Origin of the sequence: Pectobacterium atrosepticum, assembly GCF_000740965.1 — a bacterium.
Lineage (GTDB): Bacteria > Pseudomonadota > Gammaproteobacteria > Enterobacterales > Enterobacteriaceae > Pectobacterium > Pectobacterium atrosepticum.
The window spans coordinates 1491491-1517892 of record NZ_CP009125.1; the positions used below are offsets into that span (position 1 = coordinate 1491491).

The following is a 26402-nucleotide window of genomic DNA, read 5'->3' on the forward strand; positions in this document are numbered from 1 at the left end:
GAACATCCAGGCGGCGTCAGAAATGGCGCCGCACAAGATGTGAATACTGCATTGTGTGAATAGCGCGTTACGTCAATCAGGACTGCTGTTCTGCCAACTGCGCCAACAGCATCTCTTCAATCAATTCACTGCGGCTAATGTTCCGCTCTTCAGCAAGGCTGTTCAGGATATCAACGGCATCGCTGTTAATCTTTAATTCAACACGGCGCAAGCCACGAACTTTATCGCGACGTAGTTGATTACGCTTGTTAATTCTTAGTTGTTCGTCACGAGTGAGCGGATTGGTCTTGGGGCGGCCCGGACGACGCTCATCTGCGAACAGATCCAGTGTGGTGCGATCCGTTTGTTCTTTTGCCATAAGTAATGATACTGCAAGGTATTCGGACCAAAATACACGGTGCTATCCGTCTTGCTCTACAAATAAAACCGATGTCTATTCTCATCCTGTAACAGGATTGTCAGGTTGCGGTTTACCTAATATGTGGAACATGCCGGGAAGTTATACGTGCATTTTGATGAAGTGGTTACAATGCTTGTGGCTGAATCAGCCGTCCCTCTACTGCGAGCGCCATCATACCCTAGCCGCACAGGCGGCGACAACGGTTAACTGCCGCCACTACCATGAATCCGCCAGTGTGAGTATCGTCTGGTTAATTCGCGTCCAGAAAACGGTGGATCGCACGCAAAACCGCATCGGGTTTTTCTGAGTGAACCCAGTGGCCGGCGCCGCTGACCACATGCGCACGCGCCGCTGGAAACTGGCGCAGCAGTGAATCGCGGTAGCGATCGTCCAGATAGGGGGAATCGCCGCCACGAATGAACAGTATTGGTCCTTGCCAGGCTGGAACATCTTGCCAACCAACGATATTCTCGTATTCATCCCACAAAACGGGCACGTTAAAACGCCACTCTCCCTGCTGGAAGGATTTCAGTAAAAACTGAATCACCCCTTCTTCCTTTATATGTTGGCGCATGAGTGCTGTCGCTTCGGTACGTGATGTCAGACCGGCTTCCGTTACGGCGCGTAGCGCAGCGAAAATGGTGTCGTGGCGGCGCACCTGATAATCCACTGGTGCGATATCAATCGCGACTAGTTTGTCCAGCCGTTCGGGAATAAGTGCACTGAGCGCCATGGCGACTTTTCCGCCCATCGAATGGCCAATAACACTAGCGCGTTCGATGTTCAGTTCATCCAGTAGCTCCAGCACGTCCTGCGCCATCGCAGGGTAGTTCATCTGTGGTGAACGCGGCGACAAACCGTGATTGCGTAAATCGATTTGCAGAATGTCATGCGTGTTTTGCAAATCCCGACCCAATACGCCAAGGTTATCTAATGTGCCAAACAGGCCATGAATCAGGACAACAGGGAGTTTATCTGTGGGCTGGTGCGCATTTTGCCAGCGATGATTCAATTTCATGGTGAAGTTCATTCAGAGAGACATGGGCTTAGGGTATCATGACTTTAGAATCGACGTTGTCACTGAAGGAACAGCATAGCTACTCGAAGGAATGTGAAAGGCATTGGGGCATAGTCTGACTTTTGGTATTGTCCCACTATGCCGCTGTTCGATAATGTTTGAACGCCTGTATAATCCTTTTGATTTGAGTCATCTACCCATCGGTGTCGGGTTGCAGAAGGGAAGCGTCTCTGCAATTTGCACGATAATGGGTAAAAACAGCACTGGATAAAGATGAAAACTATTGAAGTCGACGAAGAGCTTTATCGTTATATTGCCAGCCACACACAGCATATTGGTGAGAGCGCATCGGATATTTTACGGCGTATGCTGAAATTTACTGCTGGGCAGACTGTCACAACGCCAGCGGTAGAGGCGACGGCAACGGCGACGTCTCAGCCTGCTGCTGCACCGAGTCCGCGCGATCGGGTTCGAACCCTTCGTGAACTGCTGCTGTCAGATGAATATGCTGAACAGAATAAGGCCATTAATCGCTTTATGCTGGTTCTGTGCACGCTGTATACCCTATCGCCGCAGGAATTTGCTGTCGCGACGGAGTCTCTTCATGGCCGCACCCGGGTCTATTTCGCGGGCGACCAACAAACCTTGCTTCAGCATGGCACTCACACAAAGCCTAAACATATTCCGGGCACGCCATACTGGGTGATTACCAACACGAATACGGGTCGTAAACGCAGCATGGTTGAGCACATCATGCTGGCTATGCAGTTCCCCGCGGAACTGACAGAAAAAGTGTGCGGCACTATCTAATTATTTATCTATAGCCTAAATAATTCGAGTTGCGTGAAGGCGGCAACCGCGCGAGTCCCCAGGAGCTTACATAAGTAAGTGACTGGGGTGAGTTAGGGAAGTCAACGCACAAGCAGCTTGAAGTATGACCTATATATCAACCACTTATCTAACTACAGCGTTAGGGAGAAGCGCCAATGGCTAATCACCCAAGGGCCGGACAGCCTGCCCGGCAGAGCGATTTGATTAATGTGGCACAGTTAACGTCACAATATTATGTGCTGCGCCCGGAAATCGGCAACACAGCGCACGCGGTGAAATTCGGTACGTCTGGCCATCGCGGTAGCGCGGGGCGTCATAGCTTTAATGAACCGCACATTCTGGCGATTGCGCAGGCGATTGCAGAAGAGCGCAAAAAGCAGGGCATCAGTGGCCCGTGCTATGTAGGTAAAGATACTCACGCGCTCTCCGAGCCTGCTTTTATTTCCGTGCTAGAAGTGTTGGCTGCCAATGGCGTGGATGTCATCGTTCAGTTGGATAATGGTTTTACTCCAACGCCTGCGGTGTCTAACGCGATTCTGGTTCACAATCGTCAGGGCGGTGCGCTGGCGGACGGCATTGTGATTACGCCGTCCCATAACCCGCCGGAAGATGGCGGCATCAAATATAATCCGCCGAACGGCGGCCCTGCGGACACCAACCTCACCAGCGTGATTGAGACGCGGGCGAATGCGCTGTTGGCAGATGAACTGCGTGACGTAAAACGCATTACGCTGGATCAGGCGTTGCAAAGCGGACATGTCCACGAGCAGGATCTGGTTCAGGCCTATGTAGAAGGTTTGACTAGCGTGGTAGACATGGCGGCGATTCAACGCGCCGGTCTGAAACTGGGCGTCGACCCGCTGGGCGGTTCTGGTATTGCCTACTGGCAGCGCATCGCAGAGCATTACAAGCTGGATCTGACGCTGGTTAACGATGCCGTCGATCAGACATTCCGCTTTATGTCGCTGGATCATGACGGCGTGATCCGTATGGATTGTTCGTCAGAGTTCGCTATGGCTGGGCTGCTGGCGCTGCGTGATAAATTCGATCTGGCGTTTGCCAACGATCCTGACTATGACCGCCACGGTATCGTCACTCCGGCAGGGCTGATGAATCCGAACCACTATTTGGCGGTGGCGATCAACTATCTGTTCCAGCACCGTCCACAGTGGGGACAATCTGTTGCTGTCGGCAAAACGCTGGTATCCAGTGCGATGATCGACCGTGTGGTGGCAGATTTGGGCCGCAAGCTGGTGGAAGTACCCGTTGGCTTCAAATGGTTCGTTGACGGTCTGTATGACGGCAGCTTTGGCTTCGGTGGTGAAGAGAGCGCGGGGGCTTCTTTCCTGCGCTTTGACGGCACGCCGTGGTCGACGGACAAAGACGGGATCATCATGTGTCTGCTAGCGGCAGAAATTACGGCTGTGACGGGTAAAAACCCGCAGCAGCATTATGATGAGCTGGCACAACGCTTTGGGGCACCGAGCTACAACCGTATTCAGGCCTCTGCGACACATGCACAAAAAGCCGCGCTGTCTAAACTGTCGCCTGAGCAAGTGTCGGCCAGTACGCTGGCGGGCGATCCGATTACTGCTCGCCTGACTGCTGCGCCGGGCAATGGGGCATCGATCGGTGGCCTGAAAGTGATGACGGAGAACGGCTGGTTTGCTGCGCGTCCTTCCGGTACGGAAGAAGCCTACAAGATCTACTGTGAGAGTTTCCTCGGGGTCGAACACCGCGAGCGCATCGAGAAAGAAGCGGTAGAGATTGTTAGTGCGGTGCTGGCAAGCGCCAAATAAGTAAAAAGGCGCTGCTTGCAGCGCCTTTTTAATCTTGTATAGCCAGAAAACGTAGAACATCGTTATCCTAACGCGACAAGTAGCGCTCCCACCGAAATTAGCGCAACGCCGGCTCCCGCCACCAGTGAAATTTTTTCTCCCAGCAGTATGACCGCCAGCACAACGGCAAATACCACGCTGAGTTTATCGATCGGCGCGACCTGTGCGACGTTACCGGTCTTCAACGCGACAAAGTAAAACAGCCACGACAATGCACCCGCGATGCCGCTGAGCACAATGAACAACAGCGCCTTCTTATTGGCAATAATCTCACCGACCAGCACCAGTTTACCTTGCGCGACCACCACTCCCACCAGAAAAAGTGCCATGATGACGGCACGAATCGCGGTCGCCGTATTGGCGTCCAAATTTTGCAAACCAATCTTGCCAAATATCGCGACCATCGCGGCGCATACAGCAGACAGCAAGGCGTAAATCAACCAACTACTCATGACGATGTATTCCTGATGTATTCCTGAAGAAAAGACGGGCGCGTACTGCGGGAGAAATTCTCCACGGACGTCGCCTAATACAGAAAGGTGATTTTACGGCATAAATCGATAACCGATAGCGGTTTCAGTCAATAGATGGCGCGGTCTGGCGGGGTCGCTTTCCAGCTTCTGGCGCAGATGCCCCATGTAAATACGCAGATAGTGGCTGTGCTCGACGGCGTTAGGCCCCCAGACTTGCGTCAGGAGTTGGCGCTGCGTCAGCACCTTGCCGGGGTTAGCGAGTAAGGTTGCCAGCAGACGAAATTCGATGGGCGTCAGGTGCAATTCCTGACCATCGCGATTTACTTGCCGGTTAAGTAAATCAACGGTGATCGTACCGAAACTCACCAGCGGCGTTTCCTGCTGGGTATTGCTGTGGCGCCGCAGTGCCACGCGCAATCGTGCTAGCAGTTCACCGATGCCGAACGGTTTGGTCAGGTAATCATCGGCCCCCGCGTCCAGAGCACCTATTTTATCCTGCTCGTCGGTACGGGCAGAAAGCACAATCACGGGCAGGCTGCTCCACTGGCGTAAATCGCGAATGTAGTCGATGCCACTGCCGTCCGGCAGGCCTAAATCGAGAATAATCAGATCGGGTTTGCGCGTGGCCGCTTCTAACAGGCCGCGCTGCATCGTTTCTGCGTCAAACACGCGACAGCCTTCGCCTTCCAGCGCCTGACGTACAAAACGACGGATCTCTTTTTCATCTTCGACGATCAGAATAGTGGCCTGCAATGGATTTAGTGCTCCTCAATATCTTCCGGTTCGAGATCCGGTGGTGCCGACAGCGGTAGGGTGAAATGAAAGGCTGCACCGCCGCTTTCGACGTGAGTTGCCCAGATACGGCCACCGTGAATTTCCACAATTGCCCGGCAGATCGCCAGCCCCAATCCCACGCCGGGAATCGATGACTCTTTGTGACCGCGGGAGAATTTATCAAAAATAATACTTTCTTGGCCGTGCTCAATTCCCGGACCATTATCCATCACGATGATTTCCAGTGCGTTTTCCTGCGTATCAGTCTGCGGGACAACGTGAGCCGTAATGACGATCGTGGCCTGCTCTCCGGCGTACTTCAGCGCATTCTCCAACAGGTTAATGAACACGCGTTCTACCAGCCCAGCATCACAATAAACCAGAACCATCTCATCAGGTAGATTAACCTGAATGGTGTTTTTCGCCAGCGCGCTTTCCAACTGTTGTAGGGCACTGCCGATTAGCTCCTCGGATGTTTGCCACTCTTTGCGCAGGTTAAAACCATCAGACTGAATACGTGCCATATCGAGCAGATTATTCACCAGCCGCGTAGTGTTCAAAATGTGCTGGCGGATCTGATTGGCCTGCTGGGCATAAGGCGATCCTTCGCTCGCCAGATTCAACGTAAGAATCTCGGCCTGACCAAAGAGTACTGTCAGCGGCGTACGCAGATCGTGCGAGAGTGCGGCAAGCAGCGAGTTACGCAACTGCTCACGCTCGGCATCCAGCCGGGCATTTTCTGTACTTTGCACCAGATGCAGACGCTCCAGCGCATTAGCGATCAGCACGGTAAAGGTTTCCAGCAGGCGCTGCTGCTCGGGAATCATCAACTGCCGCGCGTTACTGGGCTCGATCGCCAGTACGCCGAAGATTTGCTGCGTGGTGGCGAGCGGCAGAATCTGATACGACACACCGGGCAGGGTGGATGTCCCCGCACCGGCAGGCGCACGATGATCGAAGCTCCAGCGAGCGATAGCGTTATCGACAATCAGCTGCTGATTATCCCGTGCGGGCTGCGGCAAGTCGGGCGAGGTGTGATGCAGGCTATCGGCCAACAGAACCGCGATCTTGGCCTGAAACGTTGTACTGAGAAAATGCTGGCTGGCTTCGACGATATCGGCGCTGGACAGGCTGCGATTCAGTGCCTTGGACATCTCATACAGATGACGGACGCGCTGCTCGCGATAACGGGCGACTCTGGCCTGATAGCGTACGCCCGCCGTCAGGTTACCGACCAGCAGGCCGACGCCGAGCATCACGGCAAAGGTCACCAGATATTGCGCATCCGACACGGCAAACGTACCGCTCGGTAGAATGAAAAAGAGATCGAAACTGGCGACGTTGATGACGGCAGCGAACACCGATGGCCAACGACCAAAGAAGAGCGCGACGATCACCACGGCCAGCAGATAAATCATCACCAGATTGACCGGTTCCAGCATGGCAAATGGCGACCATGAGGCTAGCAGGGTGATAAAGGCGCACAGCAGCGTTGCCAACCCACAGCCAAACAGTTGCATACGCCATTTTTCTACCAGCCCACGCGCATCGGGCGTTTTTATCGGTGCGGCAGGCGCGTCATCCTGTACGGCGACGACAACCAGATCGAGATCGGGCCCTAATCTGCCGAGCCGTTCGGCAAAGCGAGTGCGCCACCACCAGCCGAAGCGCTGCTCCACATGGCGTCCAATGACGATTTTGCCGAGATTATGTTCACGGGCATAGCGCAGGACGGCAAGCTCTTCGTCGGGCTCGGATAGCGTAACGGTTTCGGCCCCGAGGTCCTGCGCCAGCTTTAATGCACGCAAAATGGCACGTCGCTGCGGTTCGGGTAAGCGGTGCAGGCGTGGTGTTTCGACGTAAACTGCGTGCCAGGCACTGCCTAAGCGTGCTGCGAGTCGTGCTGCGGTACGCACCAGTTTTTCATTACCCGTGCCGTGGCCGATACATAACAGAATGGCGTCGCGCGTATGCCAGACTTGCTCGCGGCCTTGTCCGGCACGCATAGCGCGCATTTGATCGTCAACCCGATCTGCCATGCGCCGTAGCGCCAGCTCGCGCAGGGCGATCAAATTGCCTTTACGGAAAAAGTTCTCGACGGCGCGTTCGGCCTGAAGCGGCAAATACACTTTGCCTTCATTCAAACGCTGCCGCAGGTCGTCTGGCGGCAGATCCACTAAAATGACTTCGCTAGCCTGATCGAAGATCGGATCCGGCACCGTTTCTCGTACTCTGATCCCTGTGACGCCACCGACTACGTCATTCAGGCTTTCCAGATGCTGGACGTTCACCGTGGTAAAGACGTCGATACCGGCATCGAGCAGTTCCTGCACATCCTGCCAGCGCTTGGGGTGACGTGAGCCGTTGACGTTGCTGTGCGCCAGTTCGTCGATCAGAATCAGTGCCGGACAGCGTGCCAGCGCGGCATCCAGATCGAATTCGACAGTGTGGCGACCGTGATGGCGAAGATGCTTGAGCGGCAGTTGCGGTAACCCATCCAACAGCGCAGCAGTTTCGCTCCGTCCGTGGGTTTCGACCACGCCGACAATAATATCTAATCCCTGCGCCCGCAGCCGTTGAGCTTCCTGCAACATGGCATAGGTTTTCCCTACGCCTGCACAGGCGCCAAAAAAGATTTTCAGCTTCCCACGCGGTGGCGTACCCACCTGTGCCAGCAGGCTATCGGGATCTGGGCGGCGGTCTTCACCGTCAATCATGAGCTATCCCTTATTGGAGCGGCCTGAACAGATGTCAGGCCGTAGCAAAGACGGCGGGAGTCAGGCTCCCCGTATAATGATTAATAGTAACGCACTGTCGATTAAGGCAGCGGTTTTTCCTTATCCAGCGCCAGATTCAACAGCAGGATATTGACCGTCGGCTGCCCAATGAAGGTGGGCTTGCTGGTCTCGGTAAAGCGGTCGATCAATTGTTGTATCTGCTGGAGCGACATTCCTCTGGCCTGCGCGACGTAAAGTGCCTGATAGCGTGCCGCCTCTGGGGAAATCTGCGGATCCAGCCCGCTGCCGGATGCCGTCAATAGCTCAGCAGGAATCGGCTGCTGATTGCTGACGGCCTGATGCCAATAAGCGGCGCGTTCACCGATCTGTTTATCCAGCGCCGGATTGCTGGCAGCCAGATTGCTACCGCCGGACGCCAGCGCGTTATAGGGAGCATCTGACGTCGCGGAGGGGCGCCCCTGGAAATAGCCTGTCCGACTGAACGACTGCCCGATCAGGGATGAACCGACGACGGCGTTGTCACGATAAATCAGCGAGCCGTTTGCCTGTGTCGGGAATAGCCACTGTGCTAACACCGTGGTCAGCAGCGGGTACGCCAGACCGGTAACCAGCAGTAATAACAAGAATAAAAACAAAGAAGAACGTAAATAGCGCATAGCGTATACCCGTCAGTCCTTAAGCCAGATTCAGCCCGGTCAGTAACATATCAATGAGCTTGATACCGAGGAACGGCACCAGCAGCCCGCCAAGACCATAAATCCACAGATTGCGGCTTAGCTGTGCCGCCGCACTCATGGGTCGATAGCTAATCCCTTTAAGCGCCAGCGGGATCAGAAACACGATAATCAACGCATTGAAGATCACCGCCGACAGCATGGCCGACGTGGGGGAGTGCAACTGCATCACGTTTAGCGCATTGAGCTGCGGATAGGTGGCAGCAAAGGCGGCTGGGATAATGGCGAAGTATTTCGCCACGTCGTTGGCGATACTGAACGTCGTCAGCGAGCCGCGCGTCATCAGCATCTGTTTGCCGATATGCACCACTTCAATCAGCTTGGTCGGGTTGGAATCCAGATCGACCATGTTGCCCGCTTCTTTCGCTGCTTGCGTACCGGAGTTCATGGCAACCGCCACGTCGGCCTGCGCCAGTGCGGGAGCATCATTGGTGCCGTCGCCAGTCATTGCCACCAGCCGACCTTCGGCCTGATACTGGCGAATCAACGCCAGCTTGGTTTCCGGTGTGGCTTCTGCCAGAAAATCATCGACGCCCGCTTCTGCGGCAATGGCTGCTGCCGTGAGCGGGTTGTCGCCGGTGATCATCACGGTTTTGATCCCCATGCTGCGCAGTTCGGCGAAGCGTGCTTTGATACCGCTTTTCACGATATCTTTCAGTTCCACTACGCCAAGCACGCGTTTGCCTTCTGCAACGACCAGCGGCGTTCCTCCGCTGCGTGCAACGTTGGATACCGCTTCCTCGACCTGATGCGGAAAATCGCCATTGTTCGCTTCAATGTAGCGACGCAGGGCATCAACAGCGCCTTTACGAATGGTACGTTGGCCGAAATTGACACCGCTCATACGCGTCTGGGCGGTAAAGGGAACAAAGGTCGCGTCCAGCGAACGTAAGTCCTGTTCCGCTAGGTTAAAGCGCTGCTTTGCCAGCACCACGATACTGCGGCCTTCGGGCGTTTCATCGGCTAAAGACGCGAGACGCGCGGCGTCAGCCAGCGCCTGCTCGGTGACGCCCGGCGCAGGCAGGAAAGCCGAAGCCTGACGGTTACCCAACGTAATGGTGCCAGTTTTATCCAGCAGCAGAACATCGATATCGCCTGCCGCTTCGACCGCGCGACCGCTGGTGGCAATGACATTAGCTCCCAACATCCGACTCATCCCCGCCACGCCGATTGCCGATAGCAGGCCACCGATAGTGGTCGGAATCAGACAGACAAGCAGGGCGACAAGTACCGTCACGCCGACGACATCGCCGCTGTTATTCGCCTGTACACCAAACCATGAAAACGGGTAGAGCGTGGCCGTCACTAATAGGAAGATGAGCGTTAACTCGATCAACAGGATGGTTAGTGCGATTTCGTTTGGCGTTTTACGACGCTGCGCCCCTTCAACCATGGCGATCATTCGATCGAGGAAGGTTTCGCCGGGGTTGACGCTGCACTGAATCACCAGCCAGTCGGACAGCACGCGTGTGCCGCCAGTGACGGAAGCGAAATCACCACCGGACTCACGGATTACAGGTGCGGATTCCCCGGTAATGGCGCTTTCATCGACAGATGCGCCGCCTTCCAGCACTTCGCCGTCGCACGGGATGGTTTCACCCGCGCTCACCAGTACGATATCGCCTTTACGCAGGCTGTCGGCCGGAACCGATTCCGAACTGGCATCGTGATTCGGTGCCGAGAGTTTGTTCGCCCAACTGGTTTTCTTTACGCCTTTCAACGCATTTGCCTGCGCTTTGCTGCGACCTTCTGCCAGCGCTTCGGCCATGTTGGCAAACAGCACGGTAAACCATAACCAGAGTGATACCAGCCCAGTAAACATGGCGTTGCCTTCTGTTTTACCAACCAGAATAGCCAGCCAAACGAGAGTGGTCAGCATACTGCCGAGGTACACCACAAACATGACTGGGTTGCGCCACTGCACGCGCGGGTCGAGTTTCTTCAGCGCATCTTTCAGCGCTGAGCGGATTAACGTTCTGTCAAACAGCGTTTGCTGTTTATGTTTGCCAACGTGGCGGGAGGCCTCACCCTGTTGAGATGAGGTCGGTTCCTGTGTGGCCTGATGATCCATCGTGTGACGAGTCATAAAGAGTCTCCAGCCTTAGTGAGTCAGGCCGAACTGTAAATGTTCAGCAACTGGCCCTAACGCCAGTGCAGGGATAAATGTCAGCGCACCAATCAGCAGAACGATGGCGATGAGCATGCCGATAAACAGCGGACTGCGGGTAGACAGCGAGCCTTTGCTTTCCGGCTGGCGCTTTTTCACGACCAGCGAACCGGCGATCGCCAGCACGGGCACCATAACGGCAAAGCGACCCAGCAGCATGGCGACAGCGAGCAAGACGTTATAGAACGGCGTATTGACGCTCAGGCCAGCAAACGCACTGCCGTTGTTGTTCGCGGCGGAAGATACGGCATAGAGCACTTCGCTAAAGCCGTGTGCGCCGGGGTTCAGAATGCCGCCGCGTCCGGCTTCTGTACTCAGCGCCAGCGCGGTGCCGAGCAACACCAGTGCGGGGGGAATCAGAATCGCCAGTGCCGTCATCTTCATCTCATAGACTTCGATCTTTTTGCCCAGATATTCCGGTGAACGACCAATCATCAGGCCAGCGATAAAGACGGTCAGAAGTACGAACAACAGCATGCCGTACAACCCAGAGCCGACGCCGCCGAACACCACTTCACCAATCTGCATCAGCCACAGGGGAACCATACCGCCGAGTGCCGTGAAGGAGTCGTGCATGGCGTTCACTGCACCTGTCGACGTCGCCGTGGTGACAACGGCATACAGGCTGGAAGTCAGAACGCCAAAACGTGTCTCTTTGCCTTCCAGATTTGCCGCGCTGTCCGCCCCTAATGCCAGCAGATGTGGGTTACCGGTGACCTCCATTTTCATCACTACGGCAGCTGCGACGATAAAGATCAGTGCCATCGCCCACAGCAGCGCATGACCCTGACGCTTGTCGCTGACGGCTTTACCAAAAGCGAAGCACAGCGCCGTAGGAATCAGCAGGATCGCCAGCATTTGTACGATGTTGCTGAGTGCCGTCGGGTTTTCAAACGGATGCGCCGAATTTGCGCCAAAGAAGCCGCCACCGTTGGTGCCCAGCAATTTAATCGCTTCCTGTGAGGCAACAGGGCCCATTGGCAGCGTTTGGGCTGCGCCGTCCAGCGTGGTCAGGTGCTGGTAAGGCAGCAGGTTTTGCAACACACCCTGACTGACGAAGAACAGCGCCAACAGCAGGGACAGCGGCAGTAACACGTACAGCGTGATACGCAACAGATCGAGCCATGCGTTGCCCAGCGTATCGACACAGCGACGGGAAAATGCGCGGATTAACGCGAAGGCCACTGCAATACCGCTGGCGGCGGAAAGGAAGTTTTGTACCGTTAGTCCGACCATCTGGCTCAGGTAGCTCAGCGTGTTTTCACCGCTGTAAGCCTGCCAGTTGGTGTTGGTGACAAAGCTGACTGCCGTGTTTAACGCTAAATGCCACGATAGCCCCGGCATATTTTCTGGGTTAAGCGGCAGATTGCCCTGAGCCATTAGCAGTACAAACAGGACGACAATGCCGATCAGGTTAAGCGCCAGAATAGCCGCAGCATACTGCTGCCAGCGCATCTCCGTTGTATCCAGAGCGAAGAAGCGCGCCGTCTTCGTTTCGAATTTTTGCAGGAGCGTCCCTGTTTCGCCCTCAATCAGACGAGCCAGTCCGCTACCTAACGGCTGGGCGACGATCAGCACCGTAAGCAGCAGACCAAAGATCAGTAAAAAAGCGTCAGCGGCCATCAGAATTCCTCCGCCTTCAATAAGGCATAAACCAGATAGGCCAGTAACAGCAGCACGAGTAGGCCGCCTAAGACGATGCTAAGCGTCACAACACACCTCCAGAACAAAATAGACAGCATCAGGGTAGGAAAACGTAGGAAAAGAAGGTGCAAATTTCCCGTCTGTGGGCGTAAAAAAAGTATAAAAATGGGGTGAAAAGTAGACGCTGGAGGTGGTGATGAGGTTACGGTGTTCACAAAATCGGATGTGGCGAGAAGGCTGGCGTAAATTGATCCAATCTAAAAACCATAAATTAACTAATGGTAATTTTATTTTTAACCTTATTGTAACTTAATGACGTGATGGCGAAAAAAGTTGGCGATTATTTCATCTTTTTCTGGTCCGATGAGTAGTAAACTTTCAGGAAAAGCGGTAAAATTTTAACCAATATCACAGTTCTTATTTTATCGTTATTAAGAGCGCTTCTGAAAAAGAGTGCTTATCCCAGAGGAGGATCGTTATGTCGCTTTATACTACTTATCCCTTGCACCGTATTCTCCTGCGTCGCGCCGCCGTGATTGCTATCGGCGTGCTGGCGTTACCGGTGATGCTGTTCCGCCGCGATCGGGCGCGTTTCTACAGCTATTTACACCGCGTCTGGCTGAAAACCAGCGATAAACCGGTATGGATGGCGCAGTCCGAAGCCGCCGCCTGCGATTTCTATTAAGAATACCGCGCTATTGACGTTGTCGTTGACTGCTCTGGGCGCGTAATAGTGACGTCAGCACATTGCATACTGACGCCACCTGTTTGAACAAGATCATATTCAACGGCAATCATTAAGCGCCATTTCCGTTACGGATCTGGCGCTTATTTTGTTTTTAGCGAATGAAATCGTAACGCCAACAACATCACCGATAGACTGATAAACACCGCAACGCTTGCCATCGCCATACCATCTCCGACTGAACCTTGCTCGAACTGACGCCAGACAAAAATGGATACCGTCTGCACGCCAGCAGGTGATAGCAAGAGTGATGTCACCAGCTCGCGTGACGCGACGGCAAAGACCAACATCATTGCTGCCAGCAGGCTGGGAAATACCAGCGGGAAAACAATCAACCGTAATGCCGCGATTGCGCTAGCACCGTGAACGCGTGCCGCAGATTCCAAATTACTGCCGATTTGCGCCAATGCCGCACTGCTATAGCGGACGGGGTAGGGTAAAAGTAGGCAACTGTATGACAGTAGCAAAATCACCCAGGTGTTATAGGGCGTTATCGGCCAGAAACGTTGGTTCCAGGCAAGAATCAATCCCACTCCGACAACAATCCCCGGCAGTGCGGCGGGTAACATCGATAGCCCATCCAGCACTGCCGCCCCTCGAATACGTTTGGCGACGACAAACCAGGCTGCGAGAAAGCCGACCGTTCCCGTCAGTAACGCACTGCCGACAGCCAGCCCCAGACTGGTCGTCAATGCGGGTAGCGCTTCGTTTTCGTAATCAATCAACATGGTGAAGTGCTGCCAGGTTAAATTTTGCCAGGAAATAGCGCTGGATATGGTGGCAGAAAACGCCGTAATCAGCATGGAAGCAAGCGGAATCCCTACGGCCAGCAGGCCCACAACGCTAAACAGCAGTAATACCGGCCAGCGCCATATACCTAATGGACTAGTGACAATGGCGGCGGGTTTGCCTGTGGTCGTTTCCACATTGCTACCAGCGACGATCGCCCTCTGTAGGGTAAATGCACAGAGCGCGATAGCAACTAACAGCAAGGACAGCACCGCTGAACCAGAGAGATCGATCGGCCAGTCAGCCAGACGCTGCTCGATATTTGTCGTCAGTACCTGAATGCCAGCCCGCGATCCCAATGCTGCGGGTATGCCGTACTCTTCGATTGCCAGCGTGAAGGCGAGTAGCAGGCTGGCCGCTGTCGCGGGGAGTGACAATGGCAGCGTGACCCGCAAGAATGCCTGCCAGCTACTGGCACCGTGAACGCGTGCGACATCGGCAAGACGGTTTCCACTTGCGGCCATACTGCGTGAAACGGCGAAATAGACCACTGGGAAAATATTGAGCGTCATTACCCCAATCATGCCAGGCAATGAAAACAGAACCTCACCGAGTTGAATAGGTAATATCTGTTCCGCATAACCTCTTGGCTGTAGTGCCAGCATCCACGATAGTCCGGCGATATAAGGCGGGATCAGGAATGGAATGAGAAACAGTAAATCCCAAAATCTTGCCAGCGGTAGCGCAAAGAGCCCACGCAACGCACCGAGTGGAATAGCAATTACCGCACAGCACAAGGCAACACCAAGCCCAAGCAGCAGCGTATTTTTCAACAACGCAAACAGGCGTGCCTGTGCGAAAACGTCTGCAAAGGCCGAGAACGGATTTGAAAAAGAACCCGCACTCAAATTGGGGAAGATCGCCTGTAGTGCAACGAACAATACGGGAATGCCAACCAGAATAAAAAGCACCGCTACCGTCAGCAATGGCAGTAAAGCAAACTTGTTCATCTGATACTCCAGCCTTGCTGACTGTCGTCAGCAAGGCGTTATCGATACTCATCATACTTCAAGCTGTGTGAGCACTTACTTGGTTACTCGATCCCTCCGTGGATTCATGTATGTATTGCTCAAAAATATCGCGTTGTGTAAAACGCGAACATTTTGTCCTGCAGCTCGAACTATCCAGGGTATGTCATGACTGAACAGGCTTAGCGTTGACCAAATAAGGCTGCAAAGCGATCGAGAACGGCTGCACGGGAAGCGGAGGCGCTATCGCCTTCCGGCAGCAATGTCAGGTTCTTAAACAGAGGGCGCTTGGCTTCAATGTCCTGACGCGCTGGCATCAACCAGGCTTCCGCGACGGCTTTTTGGCCTTCAGGCGACAACATGTAGTTGATGAAGTCTTTTGCCTGCTGCTGGTTTTTGCTACTTTTCAGGATCATCATCGGGCGAGGGGCAATGACGGTGCCGCTGGAAGGGAAAATGACTTTAATTGATTCACCTGATTCCATGCTGCCGTAAGAAACGTAGTCCACTGCGCCGAAAACGGCGGTTTTCGCGCCTTGCAACACGGGCGTTAATGCCTGTGCGTTCGGGCCTGCGATGATCATGCCGTTGGCTTTTAAGCGATCGAACATCTCCCACGCTTTATCCTTTTCCGCATTTTGCAAACCAATTAGCAGATCGAGCGAGGCGCCTGACAGCGCAGGGTCTGGTGTAGTGACTTTATCTTTAAATTCAGGTTTGGTGAGGTCGTTCCAGTCTTTAGGTTCTGGGGTGCCGCTCTTGCTGTTCCACACAATGCCCAGCGCGGAAATCCCCTGTGCCACGTAGAAAGGGGTTTTGAACTGAGCAGGCACGGTGGCAGCATTCGGGCTATCAAACTCCAACAGCCAGCCTCGTTGCTGCAAATCTGTTGCGGTATCCCAAGAGGCAGAAATCAGGACATCTGCACGTGGATTGGCCTGCTCGGCTTCCAGTCGGGCCATGACTTTACCGGTTGTTGCCTGAAAAACATCGACTTTCACGCCTGTCTGTTTTTCATAACCGGCTGCCAGTTTCTTTGCCAATGCTCCCGGTCCGGCGGTGTACAGCGTCAGGGCATGTGCGCTGCCTGTCACCGCGGCTAATGAGAGAGCTATACCCATAATGATGCCTCGTTGATTCATGGTAAACCGTGTGTTTTTCATTGCATTTTTCCCCAAAGTTAACGTGTGGTGATATCAGTAATGTAGCCTTGCGACATGTGAACAATACGGTGCGCCAGTATGTTGGCTTCGCCTCTGTCGTGGGTGACATACACGGCGGTGGTACCAAGATGGCGTAAGAGCGATGCCATCTCCTGACAAAGCGATTCACGTAGATCCCGGTCGAGATTGGATAACGGTTCATCAAATAGCAGGATGTTCGGCTCTGCGATAATGGCGCGTGCCAACGCGACTCGCTGTTGCTGACCGCCGGATAAATCGGCAGGTTTACGATCGGCAAAATCGGCCAGACCTACGCGCGCTAGCGTGACGTCAACTCGTTGGCGGCAGATATCGCGCGGAACCTTCCTCATCAGCAGCGGAAACCCGACGTTTTGTGCCACGGTCATATGTGGCCACAGTGCGTAGTCCTGAAATACCATGCCAAGATTGCGTTGTTCAGGCGGTAGGGATAGCTGATGACCGGCAACCTGACGATCGCCAAAATGAATGGTGCCTGCATCTGGTTGTAACAACCCAGCCAGCAATTTTAGCAACGTACTTTTGCCGCAGCCGGAAGGCCCCAGCAAGGCCAGAATGGTGCCTCTCGACACATTGAGGCAGATCGAGTCGAGAACCGTTTTTCCTGCGAAAGCGTGGGATAATTTATCGATCGCAATCGCAGCGGGCGTGGCGAGTTCAGCCGTGGTCATTATCACCTCCGCGCAATAACGGGAGGCGATATCCATTGTGATATCGGTGGAGCAGACGAGCGCTTTTTGGCTGCCAATTTAAAAGGCGTAGCAAAGCGTCCCGCCGGTAAAGCAGGGGAAAAAACATGGGGTATCCTCTTTGGGACTCTATATCGGAATGGGGATTGTAGTGGGGGAATAAGGCTATTTGATGACAGATGAAAAGAGGATTGCGGTGTGTCTTCCCGATATGAATTCTGGCCGCAGAGAAAACGACCCTATTTGATCGACATAATCCATCAATCTTATGATTTATTACTTTATTCTTCGCTGTGACTACATAGAGTCGTGGTGAAATCCGCTATGCTGGTCAGAGGGTTTGCAAAATGTCATCAACGCACATGCAGCTTCAAATATGACGGGTATAAGGATAAATCATGACGCTCGAACTCATCCCTGTTGGTATCAGTGCCTGTCTGCTCGGTAATCCCGTGCGGTTTGATGGCGGACATAAACGTTTGACGTTTGCTGTTGAAGAACTGGCACCCTATTTTCGTTTTGAATCTGTTTGCCCAGAAATGGCGATTGGTTTACCGGTACCACGCCCGGCACTCAGGCTGGTGAGAGAAGGGGAAAGCCATGTCACGATGCGTGCCAGCAACGGTTCATCGCTGGATGTTACTCAGCAGATAACGGTTTTTTCCGCTGACAAAGTCAGCCAACTTCAGCACTTATGCGGCTATATCGTCTGTGCCAAATCGCCAAGCTGCGGTATGGAACGCGTGAAGGTTTACGATGAAGCGCAAAAGAATGCGCGTAAAAGTGGAGTCGGCCTGTTTACGCAAGAGCTGATGCGACAAATGCCTTGGCTACCGGTTGAAGAAGACGGGCGCCTGCACGATTCCGGCTTACGGGAAAACTTCATTGAACGCGTGTATGCGCTGCACGAACTGAATCAACTCTGGAAAAATGGGCTGAGCCGTGGTGCGCTCATTGCCTTTCATAGCCGCTATAAATTGCTGCTGCTGGCGCATTCCCAGCCGGAATATCGTGAGCTGGGGCCGTTTGTTGCGGGGATCGATAAGTGGGAATCGCTGGAAGAGTATGTTGTTGAATATCGGACGCGGTTGATGAAGCTGCTGTCGACGCCTGCGACGCGTCGCAACCACACCAATGTGCTGATGCATGTGCAGGGCTACTTCCGACGTCAACTGAGTTCTCAACAGCGACAGGAACTGGCGCAGCTCATCGATCGCTATCGGCAGGGTTTGCAGCCGCTATTGGCACCGATCACGTTGTTAAAACATTACATGGCGGAATATCCCGATGCGTATCTGGCTCAGCAGCGTTACTTTGAGCCGTACCCAGAAGCATTACGCCTGCGTTACGGACACTAGTTTGATCGCCCGAGGAATTTCATGACCACGCATGTCGTTACACATCATGCCGTTACACATGTAGTCTGGCTGCGCAACGACTTGCGCATTACCGATAATCTGGCGCTGTACGCCGCCTGTCAGGATCCGAGTGCGACTGTGCTGGCGGTATTCATTGCGACGCCCGCACAGTGGGAAAAGCACGATATGGCGCCGCGGCAGGCTGCCTTTTTGCTAGAGAACCTGACGTTGGTACAGCATGTGCTGGCCGAGAAAGGTATCCCGCTGCATTACCACGAATGCGCGGACTTTGCGGCGTCGGTTGACTGGCTGATGCAATTTTGTGCGGAGCAGCAGGCCACCGATCTTTTCTACAACCATCAGTATGAAATCAACGAGCGCCTGCGTGATAAGCAGGTGAAAGATCGGCTGGCCGATAGTGTGGTTTGTCACGGTTATCATGACAGCCTGTTGCTGCCGCCGGGTAGCGTGCTGACGGGCAACGGCGAGATGTATAAAGTATTCACACCATTTCGCCAGGCTTTTATCAAGCGGCTGTTGGAAGCGGATACGACGTGCGTACCGGCACCGGATGCACGCGGTGAGCCGATCAATAACACGGCGGAATTAGTGCCGTTTAGCTATCCGCAGTGCGAAGTGGATAGCGAGGATTTCCCCTGCGGTGAACGTGCGGCATTGCAGCAGTTACGCCGTTTTTGCCGCGAGCAGGTGCAGGATTACGATCAACAGCGGGATTTCCCTGCGTTGCCCGGTACCAGCAAGTTGTCTCCGTATCTGGCACTTGGAATTGTATCGCCGCGCCAATGTTTTAACCGCCTGCGTGCTGAATGCCCAGATATGCTGGAACGGCGTGAGGGCGGCGCATTTACCTGGTTTAACGAGCTAGTCTGGCGCGAATTTTACCGTCACCTGATCGTCTCTTGGCCACAACTGTGTAAGCACCGACCGTTTACTGCGTGGACGCAGTGGGTGAAATGGCGGGAATCACCGGAGGATTTAACCGCCTGGCAACAGGGGAAAACCGGCTACCCGATCGTGGATGCAGCAATGCATCAACTGAATGAAACAGGGTGGATGCATAATCGACTGCGTATGATCTGTGCCAGTTTTCTCGTCAAAGATTTACTGATCGATTGGCGTGAAGGTGAGCGCTACTTTATGTCGCAGTTACTGGATGGCGATTTGGCGGCGAATAATGGCGGCTGGCAGTGGGCGGCGTCGACTGGCACCGATGCGGCACCTTATTTTCGTATTTTTAATCCGACAACGCAGGGCGAGCGCTTCGATCCCGATGGTCGGTTTATTCGTCACTGGCTACCCGAGCTGGCCGCGGTGCCGGATAAAGACATTCATCAGCCCCATCGTTGGGCTGACAAACAACACGTTAAGCTGAACTATCCGCTGCCAATCGTTGACCACAAAACCGCTCGTCTGGATACGCTGGCGGCGTTTGAAGCAGCAAAAAATATCGGCATGGCGAATAACGATCGAGAAGAGAAAAGTAAGTATGCGTAATACGGAACTGGAAAGAGTCATTAACGAGAAGCTGAGTACGGAGACGTTTCAGGACTACGCGCCTAACGGTTTACAGGTCGAGGGGCGTGCAGAAGTCAAACGTATTGTGACGGGCGTCACCGCCTCACAGGCACTGCTGGATGCTGCGGTAGAGAAGCAGGCTGATGCGATTCTGGTCCATCACGGCTATTTTTGGAAAAATGAACCGCAGATTGTCTGTGGTATGAAGCGTAACAGACTGAAAACGCTGCTGCTTAATGATATCAACCTCTACGGCTATCATCTGCCGCTGGATGCACACCCAGAATTAGGGAACAACGCACAGCTGGCGGCGCTGCTGGAAATTCAGGTGCAGGGCATGATCGAACCACTGATGCCGTATGGGGAGCTGGCACAGCCCATGACAGCAGAAGCGTTTTGCCGTCGTGTAGAAAAGCGCCTGGGGCGTACTGTGCTGCATTGTGGGGATAATGCACCGCAACAGATACAGCGTGTGGCCTGGTGTACCGGTGGCGGCCAAGGGTTTATTGAACAAGCGGCCCGATTCGGGGTCGATGCCTTTATTACTGGTGAAGTGTCTGAGCAAACTATCCATATCGCTCGCGAGATGGGGCTGCATTTCTTCGCTGCCGGACACCATGCCACCGAGCGCGGCGGTATTCGCGCGTTGGGCGAATGGTTAGCGGCACAACACGGTTTTGATGTGACATTTATTGATATTCCTAACCCGGCCTGATGGGCTGAAAGTAGCGGTATCGCAGCTGAATGATGGCGTATTTTGTATGTTGGCATCTTTGTTGCTTAGCTTTTAAGAAGAAAATTTATCAGTAAGCAATGCTAATCATTTAACCATGTTCACCATGATGGATAAAACGCGATTCAGGAGGAAAGATTGCAACGAGCACGGTGTTATCTTCTGGGCGAGAGGGCTGTCGTACTGGAACTGGAACCGCCAATGTCGCTGGAGAGCCAGCAGCGGATATGGGGGCTTGCCGAGCGCCTGAATCACCATGAAGAGGTGCTGGAAGTGATTCCGGGTATGAACAACCTGACGGTGCTGTTGGCGCATCCGCAACAGGTGGCGCTGGATGCGATTGAACGTTTGCAGCGTTGGTGGGAAGAAAGCGAATCGCTGGTGTTTGACCCACGAGATATCGACATCCCTGTCATTTATGGTGGAGAGGCGGGGCCAGATCTGGCAGAAGTTGCCGCTCACAGTGGCCTGACGGTGAGCCAGGTTGTGGAAGCGCATGCGGCTGCACAGTACGTGGTCTATTTTTTGGGCTTCCAACCGGGTTTTGCCTACCTTGGCGGATTAAATGAAAAACTGCATATGCCGCGTCGTGCCGAACCTCGTCTGCGCGTGCCAGAGGGATCGGTCGGGATTGGTGGTGCGCAAACGGGGATCTATCCGCTGGCAACGCCGGGCGGCTGGCAACTGATTGGACGTACATCATTGACGCTGTTCAACCCGCAAACGATGCCGCCAACGCTGTTACGCCCTGGAGATAACGTTCGGTTCCTGCCACAGAAGGAGGGCATATGCTGAAAGTTATCCATGCCGGATTGCATACTTCGGTGCAGGACGGCGGTCGCGTCGGCTTTCGCCGTTTGGGAATCAGCCAGTCAGGTGCGCTCGACCTGCCTGCTCTGAAAATGGCTAACCTGCTGGTGGGCAACGCAGAGAGCGCCGCGGCGCTGGAAATTACACTGGGCAAGTTTACTGCAACGTTCACTACGGCCTGCTGGGTGGCGCTTACCGGTGCGGACTGCCATGCCGAACTGGATGGAAAACCACTCTGGACTGGCTGGCGTTTCGCCGTGAAGCCGGGGCAAACGTTGAAAATGCGCCTGCCGCGTAACGGAATGCGCAGCTATTTGGCTCTGTCCGGCGGAGTGGATGTGCCGGAGGCGCTCGGTTCGCGCAGTACCGACTTGAAAGCCGGATTTGGTGGCTTTGACGGACGTTTACTACTGGATGGCGATGAGCTTCCGCTGGGAACGCCGACTCGCGAACTGACGCGAGAAGTCGGGATCAAGCAGCTGTTATTCAGCAATCGCGTGCGGGCATTGCCAGGACCGGAATATCAGGAATTCAGCGAAGAGATGCAGGAGCTGTTCTGGCGAACCTCTTGGCAGTTGAGTCCGCAAAGTAACCGCATGGGATACCGTTTGTTGGGGGCGGAGCTACAGCGCACCACATCGTCAGGCAATAAACCGCGCGAGCTGCCATCACATGGGCTGCTGCCGGGCGTCGTGCAGGTTCCACATAATGGTCACCCTATTGTGCTGCTGGCGGATGCGCAGACTACGGGCGGTTATCCGCGTATTGCGAGCGTGATCGAAGCCGACTTGTTCCATCTGGCACAAATTCGACTTGGTGAACCGATACATTTTATTCACTGTACGCCAGCTCAGGCGCAAAAAGCCGCTGACGAACAGCGGCGTTACCTCGAACAACTGGCGTGGAGGCTGCATGATTATTGATCTGAATGCCGATCTGGGCGAGGGCGGCGAGCATGATGAAGCGCTGCTGAAGTTGGTGACGTCTGTCAATATTGCCTGTGGATTTCACGCCGGTGACGCCCAAACCATGCGTCAATCAGTACGTTGGGGAATCGGCTATGGGGTCACGCTTGGTGCACACCCCAGCTTTCTCGATCGTGAAAATTTTGGCCGTAAGGCGATGAATGTGCCTGCGGAAATTGTCTTTGCGCAGATGGTGTATCAGTTGGGGGCGCTCAGCGCGATCGTCGCTGTTGAAGGTGGAACGCTGTCGCACGTTAAGCCCCACGGTATGCTTTACAATCAGGCTGCGAGCGAACCGGCATTGGCTGATGCGGTAGCCAAGGCGGTTAAGGTCGTTAACCCGGCGTTGCGTTTGGTCGGGTTGGCGGGAAGTGAGTTGATTCGCGCCGGAAAACGACTCGGGCTAGAAACACGTCAGGAAGTTTTCGCCGATCGTTGCTATCTGCCAGACGGGTCGCTGGTGCCGCGCACTCAGGCTGGTGCGCTGATTAATAGCGATGAACTGGCGCTGGCGCAGACGCTGGAAATGATTCAACGCCAGCGGGTTAGGGCGATCGACGGTTCCTGGGTTAACGTACAAGCGGATACCGTGTGTATTCACGGTGATGGGCAACACGCGCTGCTGTTTGCCCGCAAGTTGCGTAACTGCTTTAGCCAGCACCAGATAGCAGTTGCTGCGACATAATCATTATTTTTGTATTACGGGGATAATAGATGAAAACCGTTTTGATCACGGCGTTTGAACCTTTTGAGGGCGAAGCGATTAATCCTTCATGGGAAGCGGTAAAAGACCTTCATCAGCGGGAAGTTGGCGGCGTGCGAGTAGTGGCTTGCCGTTTATCTTGCGTCTTTTATCTATCACTGGATCAGCTCTATCGTGCGATAGCCGAATGGCAGCCGGAAGTGGTGATCGCGGTGGGGCAGGCGGGCGGCCGTGCCGATATTTCTGTCGAACGCGTGGCGATTAATATTAATGATGCCCGAATTGCGGATAACCGAGGCAACCAGCCGATTGATACGCCCGTGGTGGAAAAGGGGCCAGCGGCGTATTTCTCGACGCTACCGGTGAAAGCGCTGGTTCAGGCATTACATGTGGCGGGAATTCCAGCCTCGGTGTCGCAAACCGCAGGGACGTTTGTCTGCAATCACGTGATGTACGGGCTTTTACACCAGTTGCACCAACAAGGTGATGTGGTCCGCGGTGGTTTTGTTCATATTCCTTATTCACCGGAACAGGCGGCACGACATCCCGGCGAGCCGAGTATGCCAACGCCGTTAGTCACGGCGGCGCTGGAAGTGATGATTAAGCAGTTGCTGGTGCAGCAGGTTGACGTGGCGATTACTGGCGGGGCATTACATTAATTTAGCGAATCGCTCAGTCGCAGAGCGTCTGATTTTCAGGGAGTAGTCGAGTATGCCGGAAGGGCCGGAAATTCGTCGGGCGGCCGATAAGCTGGTTGAGGCTGTCGTGGGAAAAACGCTGACGCGCGTCTGGTTTGCGTTTCCAGAACTGAAGCCGTACGAAACCGAATTGGTTGGGCAGCAGGTCAGGCAGATCGAAACACGCGGGAAGGCGCTACTGACCTATTTTAGCCACGATCGCGTGTTGTATAGCCACAATCAGCTGTATGGCGTGTGGCGAGTCGTGAATGCTGGTGAGTCGCCGGAAACGAAGCGGGATTTACGCATCCGGCTGGAGACGCAGGATCGCGCTATTCTGCTCTACAGTGCATCGGATATTGAAATGCTGACATTGGAGACGCTCACGGCGCATCCTTTCCTGCAACGTATTGGGCCGGATGTATTGGATCTTTCTCTGACGCCAGAACAGGTGTGTGAGCGTTTGTTATTACCGCGTTTTCGTCGTCGCCAGTTCAGTGGGCTGCTGCTGGATCAGGCTTTTCTTGCTGGGCTGGGGAATTATCTGCGCGTCGAGATTCTGTGGCAGGCACAGCTGGCACCGCAGCATACGGCCTCGCAGTTGAATGAGGAACAGTTGCAAACGCTAAGTCGAGCGTTGCTGAAGATTCCTCGGTTGTCCTACAACACGCGTGGCACCGCGGATGAAAATCGACATCATGGGGCAATTTTTTCGTTCAAGGTTTTCCATCGAGAAGGGGAAAGCTGTGAGCGCTGCGGCGGAACCATTGAAAGAACGATGCTGTCATCACGCCCGTTTTATTGGTGCCCGCACTGCCAGAGCTAGAGCTAGTAGAGGTAAGAGAAATACGGTTCTGAAACAAAAAGCCGGATAGTGATATCCGGCCTTTTTGTACGTACTGAATGAATTAATCGTGTTTCAGATTGGACGCAAAGTCACGTTTGTCGTAGCCGGTGTACAGCTGACGTGGACGGGCAATTTTGATGCCGTCGGCGTGCATTTCGCTCCAGTGCGCAATCCAGCCCACGGTACGCGCCATCGCGAAGATGACGGTAAACATGGAAGACGGAATCCCCATCGCTTTCAGGATGATACCTGAGTAGAAGTCCACGTTCGGGTACAGTTTCTTCTCAATGAAGTACGGATCGTTTAGCGCGATATGTTCTAGCTCCATCGCCACTTCCAGCAGATCATCTTTTCTGCCTAGCTCTTTCAGCACTTCATGGCAGGTTTCACGCATGACTGTGGCGCGCGGATCGTGGTTTTTGTACACACGGTGACCGAAGCCCATCAGGCGGAAGGAGTCGTTCTTGTCTTTTGCACGCTCGATAAACGCCGGGATGTGTTCCACGCTGCTGATTTCTTCCAGCATACGCAGACAGGCTTCGTTCGCGCCGCCGTGCGCCGGTCCCCACAGCGAGGCGATCCCCGCGGCGATACAGGCAAACGGGTTTGCACCAGACGACCCCGCAGTACGCACGGTAGAAGTCGAGGCGTTTTGTTCGTGATCGGCATGCAGGATCAGAATACGGTCCATAGCCCGTTCTAGCACCGGATTCACAACATATTCTTCACAAGGAGTGGAGAACATCATATGCAGGAAATTACCCGCGTAGGACAGGTTGTTTTTCGGATAAACAAACGGCTGGCCCAGTGAATATTTGTAGCACATCGCCGCAACGGTTGGCATTTTGGACAGCAGGCGGTAGGCCGCGATTTCGCGGTGGCGCTCAATGCTAATGTCCAATGAATCGTGGTAGAACGCTGCCAGTGCACCGGTGACGCCACATAAGACGGCCATTGGATGTGAATCACGACGGAAACCGTGGAACAGACGGGTAATCTGCTCATGGATCATCGTGTGGCGAGTAACGGTTGTCTTAAAGGTTTCATACTGTTCTGCCGTCGGGGGTTCGCCGAACAGCAGGATGTAACAAACTTCAAGATAATTAGATTTTTCAGCCAGTTGGGCAATTGGGAAGCCACGGTGCAGTAGGATGCCTTCGTCGCCGTCGATATAGGTAATCTTGGATTCGCAAGATGCGGTTGAGGTAAAGCCGGGGTCAAATGTGAAGTAACCTTTAGAACCGAGGGGACGAATATCAATCTCATCATACCCCAATGTGCCAGATAGGACATTTAGCTCAATTGGATCTTTACCCTCTAGAGTAAGTGTTGCTTTTTTATCAGCCATTTACAGTCTCCTTAGCGCTTTTAATTTTAAAAATTTTCACTGAAGAAATACCGTCATGCCTGCGCACCGGACGAAAAACGTCCAGTGAAACTCTGTTGTGACACAGTCGTCAAATAGGATACAGAGTAAGGCGGATAGCCGCATTCAGGATGAAAAATTCGTTCTCCAGGTAATTAGCGATCTTCAGGCAATTAACAATGCTCTGAATAGATTGTAGTCATTACCTATGATTTTTACGTGGACTCTCTTCACTGTTACATAAGTTACGCCAGTGTGGAAGTCTCGCCGTCGTGCTTTAACACATCATAAGAAATTCAATCCCCTAGTTGTAATTGAAATGTTGAACTTTTGTCAAATCAGATAATTAATTTTATATAAATTGTGAAATTCGTGATCTAAATCACTGTTCGGGGCA

24 protein-coding genes are annotated in these 26402 nt (G+C 53.8%); 11 read left to right on the plus strand and 13 right to left on the minus strand.

Annotated features, from left to right (window positions below):
- Window positions 1–76: 76 nt before the first annotated feature.
- Both ybfE and ybfF read right to left on the minus strand, forming a co-directional pair.
- Window positions 77–358 (minus strand): LexA regulated protein, encoded by a 282-nt coding sequence (gene ybfE, locus GZ59_RS06585; protein ID WP_010285457.1) that lies wholly within the window; start codon window positions 356–358, stop codon window positions 77–79.
- A 292-nt stretch (window positions 359–650) separates the two neighbouring features.
- Complete coding sequence (gene ybfF / locus GZ59_RS06590; protein WP_011092919.1) at window positions 651–1418, minus strand: esterase; 768 nt, start codon at window positions 1416–1418, stop codon at window positions 651–653.
- A gap of 273 nt (window positions 1419–1691) precedes the next feature.
- On the opposite strand from ybfF, the gene seqA reads away from it, so the two are divergent.
- Together seqA and pgm are read left to right on the plus strand one after the other, a co-directional pair.
- Entirely contained in the window at window positions 1692–2228 is a 537-nt protein-coding gene (gene seqA, locus GZ59_RS06595) for a replication initiation negative regulator SeqA (RefSeq protein WP_011092920.1), read from the plus strand.
- Between the two features lie 176 nt (window positions 2229–2404).
- Window positions 2405–4048, plus strand: coding sequence for a phosphoglucomutase (alpha-D-glucose-1,6-bisphosphate-dependent) (gene pgm / locus GZ59_RS06600; protein ID WP_011092921.1), 1644 nt, complete (start codon window positions 2405–2407; stop codon window positions 4046–4048).
- Between the two features lie 62 nt (window positions 4049–4110).
- On the opposite strand, the gene GZ59_RS06605 is transcribed toward pgm, so the two are convergent.
- The 7 genes from GZ59_RS06605 to kdpF all read right to left on the minus strand — a co-directional run bounded on the left by GZ59_RS06605 (window position 4111) and on the right by kdpF (window position 12685).
- Window positions 4111–4539: an EamA family transporter gene (locus GZ59_RS06605; protein ID WP_011092922.1), complete on the minus strand. Its 429-nt coding sequence runs from the start codon at window positions 4537–4539 to the stop codon at window positions 4111–4113.
- Between the two features lie 93 nt (window positions 4540–4632).
- Window positions 4633–5313, minus strand: a complete 681-nt coding sequence (kdpE, locus tag GZ59_RS06610; protein WP_011092923.1) for a two-component system response regulator KdpE — start codon at window positions 5311–5313, stop codon at window positions 4633–4635.
- A gap of 5 nt (window positions 5314–5318) precedes the next feature.
- Window positions 5319–8051, minus strand: a complete 2733-nt coding sequence (gene kdpD, locus GZ59_RS06615; protein WP_011092924.1) for a two-component system sensor histidine kinase KdpD — start codon at window positions 8049–8051, stop codon at window positions 5319–5321.
- A 101-nt stretch (window positions 8052–8152) separates the two neighbouring features.
- Complete coding sequence (kdpC, locus tag GZ59_RS06620) at window positions 8153–8728, minus strand: potassium-transporting ATPase subunit KdpC (RefSeq protein WP_039290778.1); 576 nt, start codon at window positions 8726–8728, stop codon at window positions 8153–8155.
- 19 nt (window positions 8729–8747) lie between these two features.
- Window positions 8748–10892 (minus strand): potassium-transporting ATPase subunit KdpB, encoded by a 2145-nt coding sequence (gene kdpB / locus GZ59_RS06625; protein ID WP_011092926.1) that lies wholly within the window; start codon window positions 10890–10892, stop codon window positions 8748–8750.
- Window positions 10893–10907: 15 nt separating this feature from the next.
- Complete coding sequence (kdpA, locus tag GZ59_RS06630) at window positions 10908–12596, minus strand: potassium-transporting ATPase subunit KdpA (RefSeq protein WP_011092927.1); 1689 nt, start codon at window positions 12594–12596, stop codon at window positions 10908–10910.
- The gene (gene kdpF / locus GZ59_RS23245) at window positions 12596–12685 is read right to left on the minus strand and encodes a K(+)-transporting ATPase subunit F (RefSeq protein ID WP_039290783.1); all 90 of its coding nucleotides are present in this window, start codon (window positions 12683–12685) and stop codon (window positions 12596–12598) included. The genes kdpA and kdpF overlap by 1 nt, the downstream gene beginning before the upstream one ends.
- Before the next feature lie 410 nt (window positions 12686–13095).
- Between kdpF and GZ59_RS06640 the strand changes: the two genes are divergently transcribed.
- Window positions 13096–13302 (plus strand): YbfA family protein, encoded by a 207-nt coding sequence (locus GZ59_RS06640; RefSeq protein WP_011092929.1) that lies wholly within the window; start codon window positions 13096–13098, stop codon window positions 13300–13302.
- A gap of 143 nt (window positions 13303–13445) precedes the next feature.
- Here GZ59_RS06640 and GZ59_RS06645 read toward each other — a convergent pair whose 3' ends face one another.
- The 3 genes from GZ59_RS06645 to GZ59_RS06655 all read right to left on the minus strand — a co-directional run bounded on the left by GZ59_RS06645 (window position 13446) and on the right by GZ59_RS06655 (window position 16992).
- The gene (locus GZ59_RS06645) at window positions 13446–15101 is read right to left on the minus strand and encodes an ABC transporter permease (protein ID WP_011092930.1); all 1656 of its coding nucleotides are present in this window, start codon (window positions 15099–15101) and stop codon (window positions 13446–13448) included.
- 200 nt (window positions 15102–15301) lie between these two features.
- Window positions 15302–16282 (minus strand): ABC transporter substrate-binding protein, encoded by a 981-nt coding sequence (locus GZ59_RS06650; protein ID WP_011092931.1) that lies wholly within the window; start codon window positions 16280–16282, stop codon window positions 15302–15304.
- A 17-nt stretch (window positions 16283–16299) separates the two neighbouring features.
- Window positions 16300–16992 (minus strand): ABC transporter ATP-binding protein, encoded by a 693-nt coding sequence (locus GZ59_RS06655; RefSeq protein WP_039290785.1) that lies wholly within the window; start codon window positions 16990–16992, stop codon window positions 16300–16302.
- 416 nt (window positions 16993–17408) lie between these two features.
- Here GZ59_RS06655 and GZ59_RS06660 point away from each other — a divergent pair, with 416 nt between their 5' ends.
- From GZ59_RS06660 to nei, 8 genes are all read left to right on the plus strand, one after another.
- A complete protein-coding gene (locus GZ59_RS06660) occupies window positions 17409–18368 on the plus strand; it encodes a YbgA family protein (RefSeq protein ID WP_011092933.1) in 960 nt (319 codons plus the stop codon).
- 21 nt (window positions 18369–18389) lie between these two features.
- Complete coding sequence (gene phrB / locus GZ59_RS06665; protein ID WP_011092934.1) at window positions 18390–19883, plus strand: deoxyribodipyrimidine photo-lyase; 1494 nt, start codon at window positions 18390–18392, stop codon at window positions 19881–19883.
- Entirely contained in the window at window positions 19876–20619 is a 744-nt protein-coding gene (locus GZ59_RS06670) for a type 2 GTP cyclohydrolase I (RefSeq protein ID WP_011092935.1), read from the plus strand. Before phrB ends, GZ59_RS06670 begins: the two co-directional genes overlap by 8 nt.
- Before the next feature lie 156 nt (window positions 20620–20775).
- Window positions 20776–21432, plus strand: coding sequence for a 5-oxoprolinase subunit PxpB (pxpB, locus tag GZ59_RS06675; RefSeq protein WP_039290789.1), 657 nt, complete (start codon window positions 20776–20778; stop codon window positions 21430–21432).
- The gene (gene pxpC, locus GZ59_RS06680; protein ID WP_039290791.1) at window positions 21426–22370 is read left to right on the plus strand and encodes a 5-oxoprolinase subunit PxpC; all 945 of its coding nucleotides are present in this window, start codon (window positions 21426–21428) and stop codon (window positions 22368–22370) included. Before pxpB ends, pxpC begins: the two co-directional genes overlap by 7 nt.
- Window positions 22360–23097 carry a 5-oxoprolinase subunit PxpA gene (gene pxpA, locus GZ59_RS06685; protein ID WP_039290794.1) on the plus strand — a complete coding sequence of 246 codons (738 nt, stop codon included), beginning with the start codon at window positions 22360–22362 and terminating at the stop codon, window positions 23095–23097. The genes pxpC and pxpA overlap by 11 nt, the downstream gene beginning before the upstream one ends.
- A gap of 29 nt (window positions 23098–23126) precedes the next feature.
- Window positions 23127–23774: a pyroglutamyl-peptidase I gene (pcp, locus tag GZ59_RS06690; RefSeq protein ID WP_039290796.1), complete on the plus strand. Its 648-nt coding sequence runs from the start codon at window positions 23127–23129 to the stop codon at window positions 23772–23774.
- 52 nt (window positions 23775–23826) lie between these two features.
- Window positions 23827–24618 carry an endonuclease VIII gene (nei, locus tag GZ59_RS06695; RefSeq protein WP_039290798.1) on the plus strand — a complete coding sequence of 264 codons (792 nt, stop codon included), beginning with the start codon at window positions 23827–23829 and terminating at the stop codon, window positions 24616–24618.
- Between the two features lie 82 nt (window positions 24619–24700).
- On the opposite strand, the gene GZ59_RS06700 is transcribed toward nei, so the two are convergent.
- Entirely contained in the window at window positions 24701–25987 is a 1287-nt protein-coding gene (locus GZ59_RS06700; RefSeq protein WP_011092941.1) for a citrate synthase, read from the minus strand.
- Window positions 25988–26402 lie beyond the last annotated feature (415 nt).

Excerpts from the sequence above, each read along its gene's own strand:
- ybfE (WP_010285457.1), bottom strand. The coding sequence starts at position 358 with ATGGCAAAAGAACAAACGGATCGCACCACACTGGATCTGTTCGCAGAT.
- ybfF (WP_011092919.1), bottom strand. The coding sequence starts at position 1,418 with ATGAAATTGAATCATCGCTGGCAAAATGCGCACCAGCCCACAGATAAA.
- seqA (WP_011092920.1), top strand. The coding sequence starts at position 1,692 with ATGAAAACTATTGAAGTCGACGAAGAGCTTTATCGTTATATTGCCAGC.
- pgm (WP_011092921.1), top strand. The coding sequence starts at position 2,405 with ATGGCTAATCACCCAAGGGCCGGACAGCCTGCCCGGCAGAGCGATTTG.
- GZ59_RS06605 (WP_011092922.1), bottom strand. The coding sequence starts at position 4,539 with ATGAGTAGTTGGTTGATTTACGCCTTGCTGTCTGCTGTATGCGCCGCG.
- kdpD (WP_011092924.1), bottom strand. The coding sequence starts at position 8,051 with ATGATTGACGGTGAAGACCGCCGCCCAGATCCCGATAGCCTGCTGGCA.
- kdpC (WP_039290778.1), bottom strand. The coding sequence starts at position 8,728 with ATGCGCTATTTACGTTCTTCTTTGTTTTTATTCTTGTTATTACTGCTG.
- kdpB (WP_011092926.1), bottom strand. The coding sequence starts at position 10,892 with ATGACTCGTCACACGATGGATCATCAGGCCACACAGGAACCGACCTCA.
- kdpA (WP_011092927.1), bottom strand. The coding sequence starts at position 12,596 with ATGGCCGCTGACGCTTTTTTACTGATCTTTGGTCTGCTGCTTACGGTG.
- GZ59_RS06640 (WP_011092929.1), top strand. The coding sequence starts at position 13,096 with ATGTCGCTTTATACTACTTATCCCTTGCACCGTATTCTCCTGCGTCGC.
- GZ59_RS06645 (WP_011092930.1), bottom strand. The coding sequence starts at position 15,101 with ATGAACAAGTTTGCTTTACTGCCATTGCTGACGGTAGCGGTGCTTTTT.
- GZ59_RS06650 (WP_011092931.1), bottom strand. The coding sequence starts at position 16,282 with ATGAAAAACACACGGTTTACCATGAATCAACGAGGCATCATTATGGGT.
- GZ59_RS06655 (WP_039290785.1), bottom strand. The coding sequence starts at position 16,992 with ATGACCACGGCTGAACTCGCCACGCCCGCTGCGATTGCGATCGATAAA.
- GZ59_RS06660 (WP_011092933.1), top strand. The coding sequence starts at position 17,409 with ATGACGCTCGAACTCATCCCTGTTGGTATCAGTGCCTGTCTGCTCGGT.
- phrB (WP_011092934.1), top strand. The coding sequence starts at position 18,390 with ATGACCACGCATGTCGTTACACATCATGCCGTTACACATGTAGTCTGG.
- GZ59_RS06670 (WP_011092935.1), top strand. The coding sequence starts at position 19,876 with ATGCGTAATACGGAACTGGAAAGAGTCATTAACGAGAAGCTGAGTACG.
- pxpC (WP_039290791.1), top strand. The coding sequence starts at position 21,426 with ATGCTGAAAGTTATCCATGCCGGATTGCATACTTCGGTGCAGGACGGC.
- pxpA (WP_039290794.1), top strand. The coding sequence starts at position 22,360 with ATGATTATTGATCTGAATGCCGATCTGGGCGAGGGCGGCGAGCATGAT.
- pcp (WP_039290796.1), top strand. The coding sequence starts at position 23,127 with ATGAAAACCGTTTTGATCACGGCGTTTGAACCTTTTGAGGGCGAAGCG.
- nei (WP_039290798.1), top strand. The coding sequence starts at position 23,827 with ATGCCGGAAGGGCCGGAAATTCGTCGGGCGGCCGATAAGCTGGTTGAG.
- GZ59_RS06700 (WP_011092941.1), bottom strand. The coding sequence starts at position 25,987 with ATGGCTGATAAAAAAGCAACACTTACTCTAGAGGGTAAAGATCCAATT.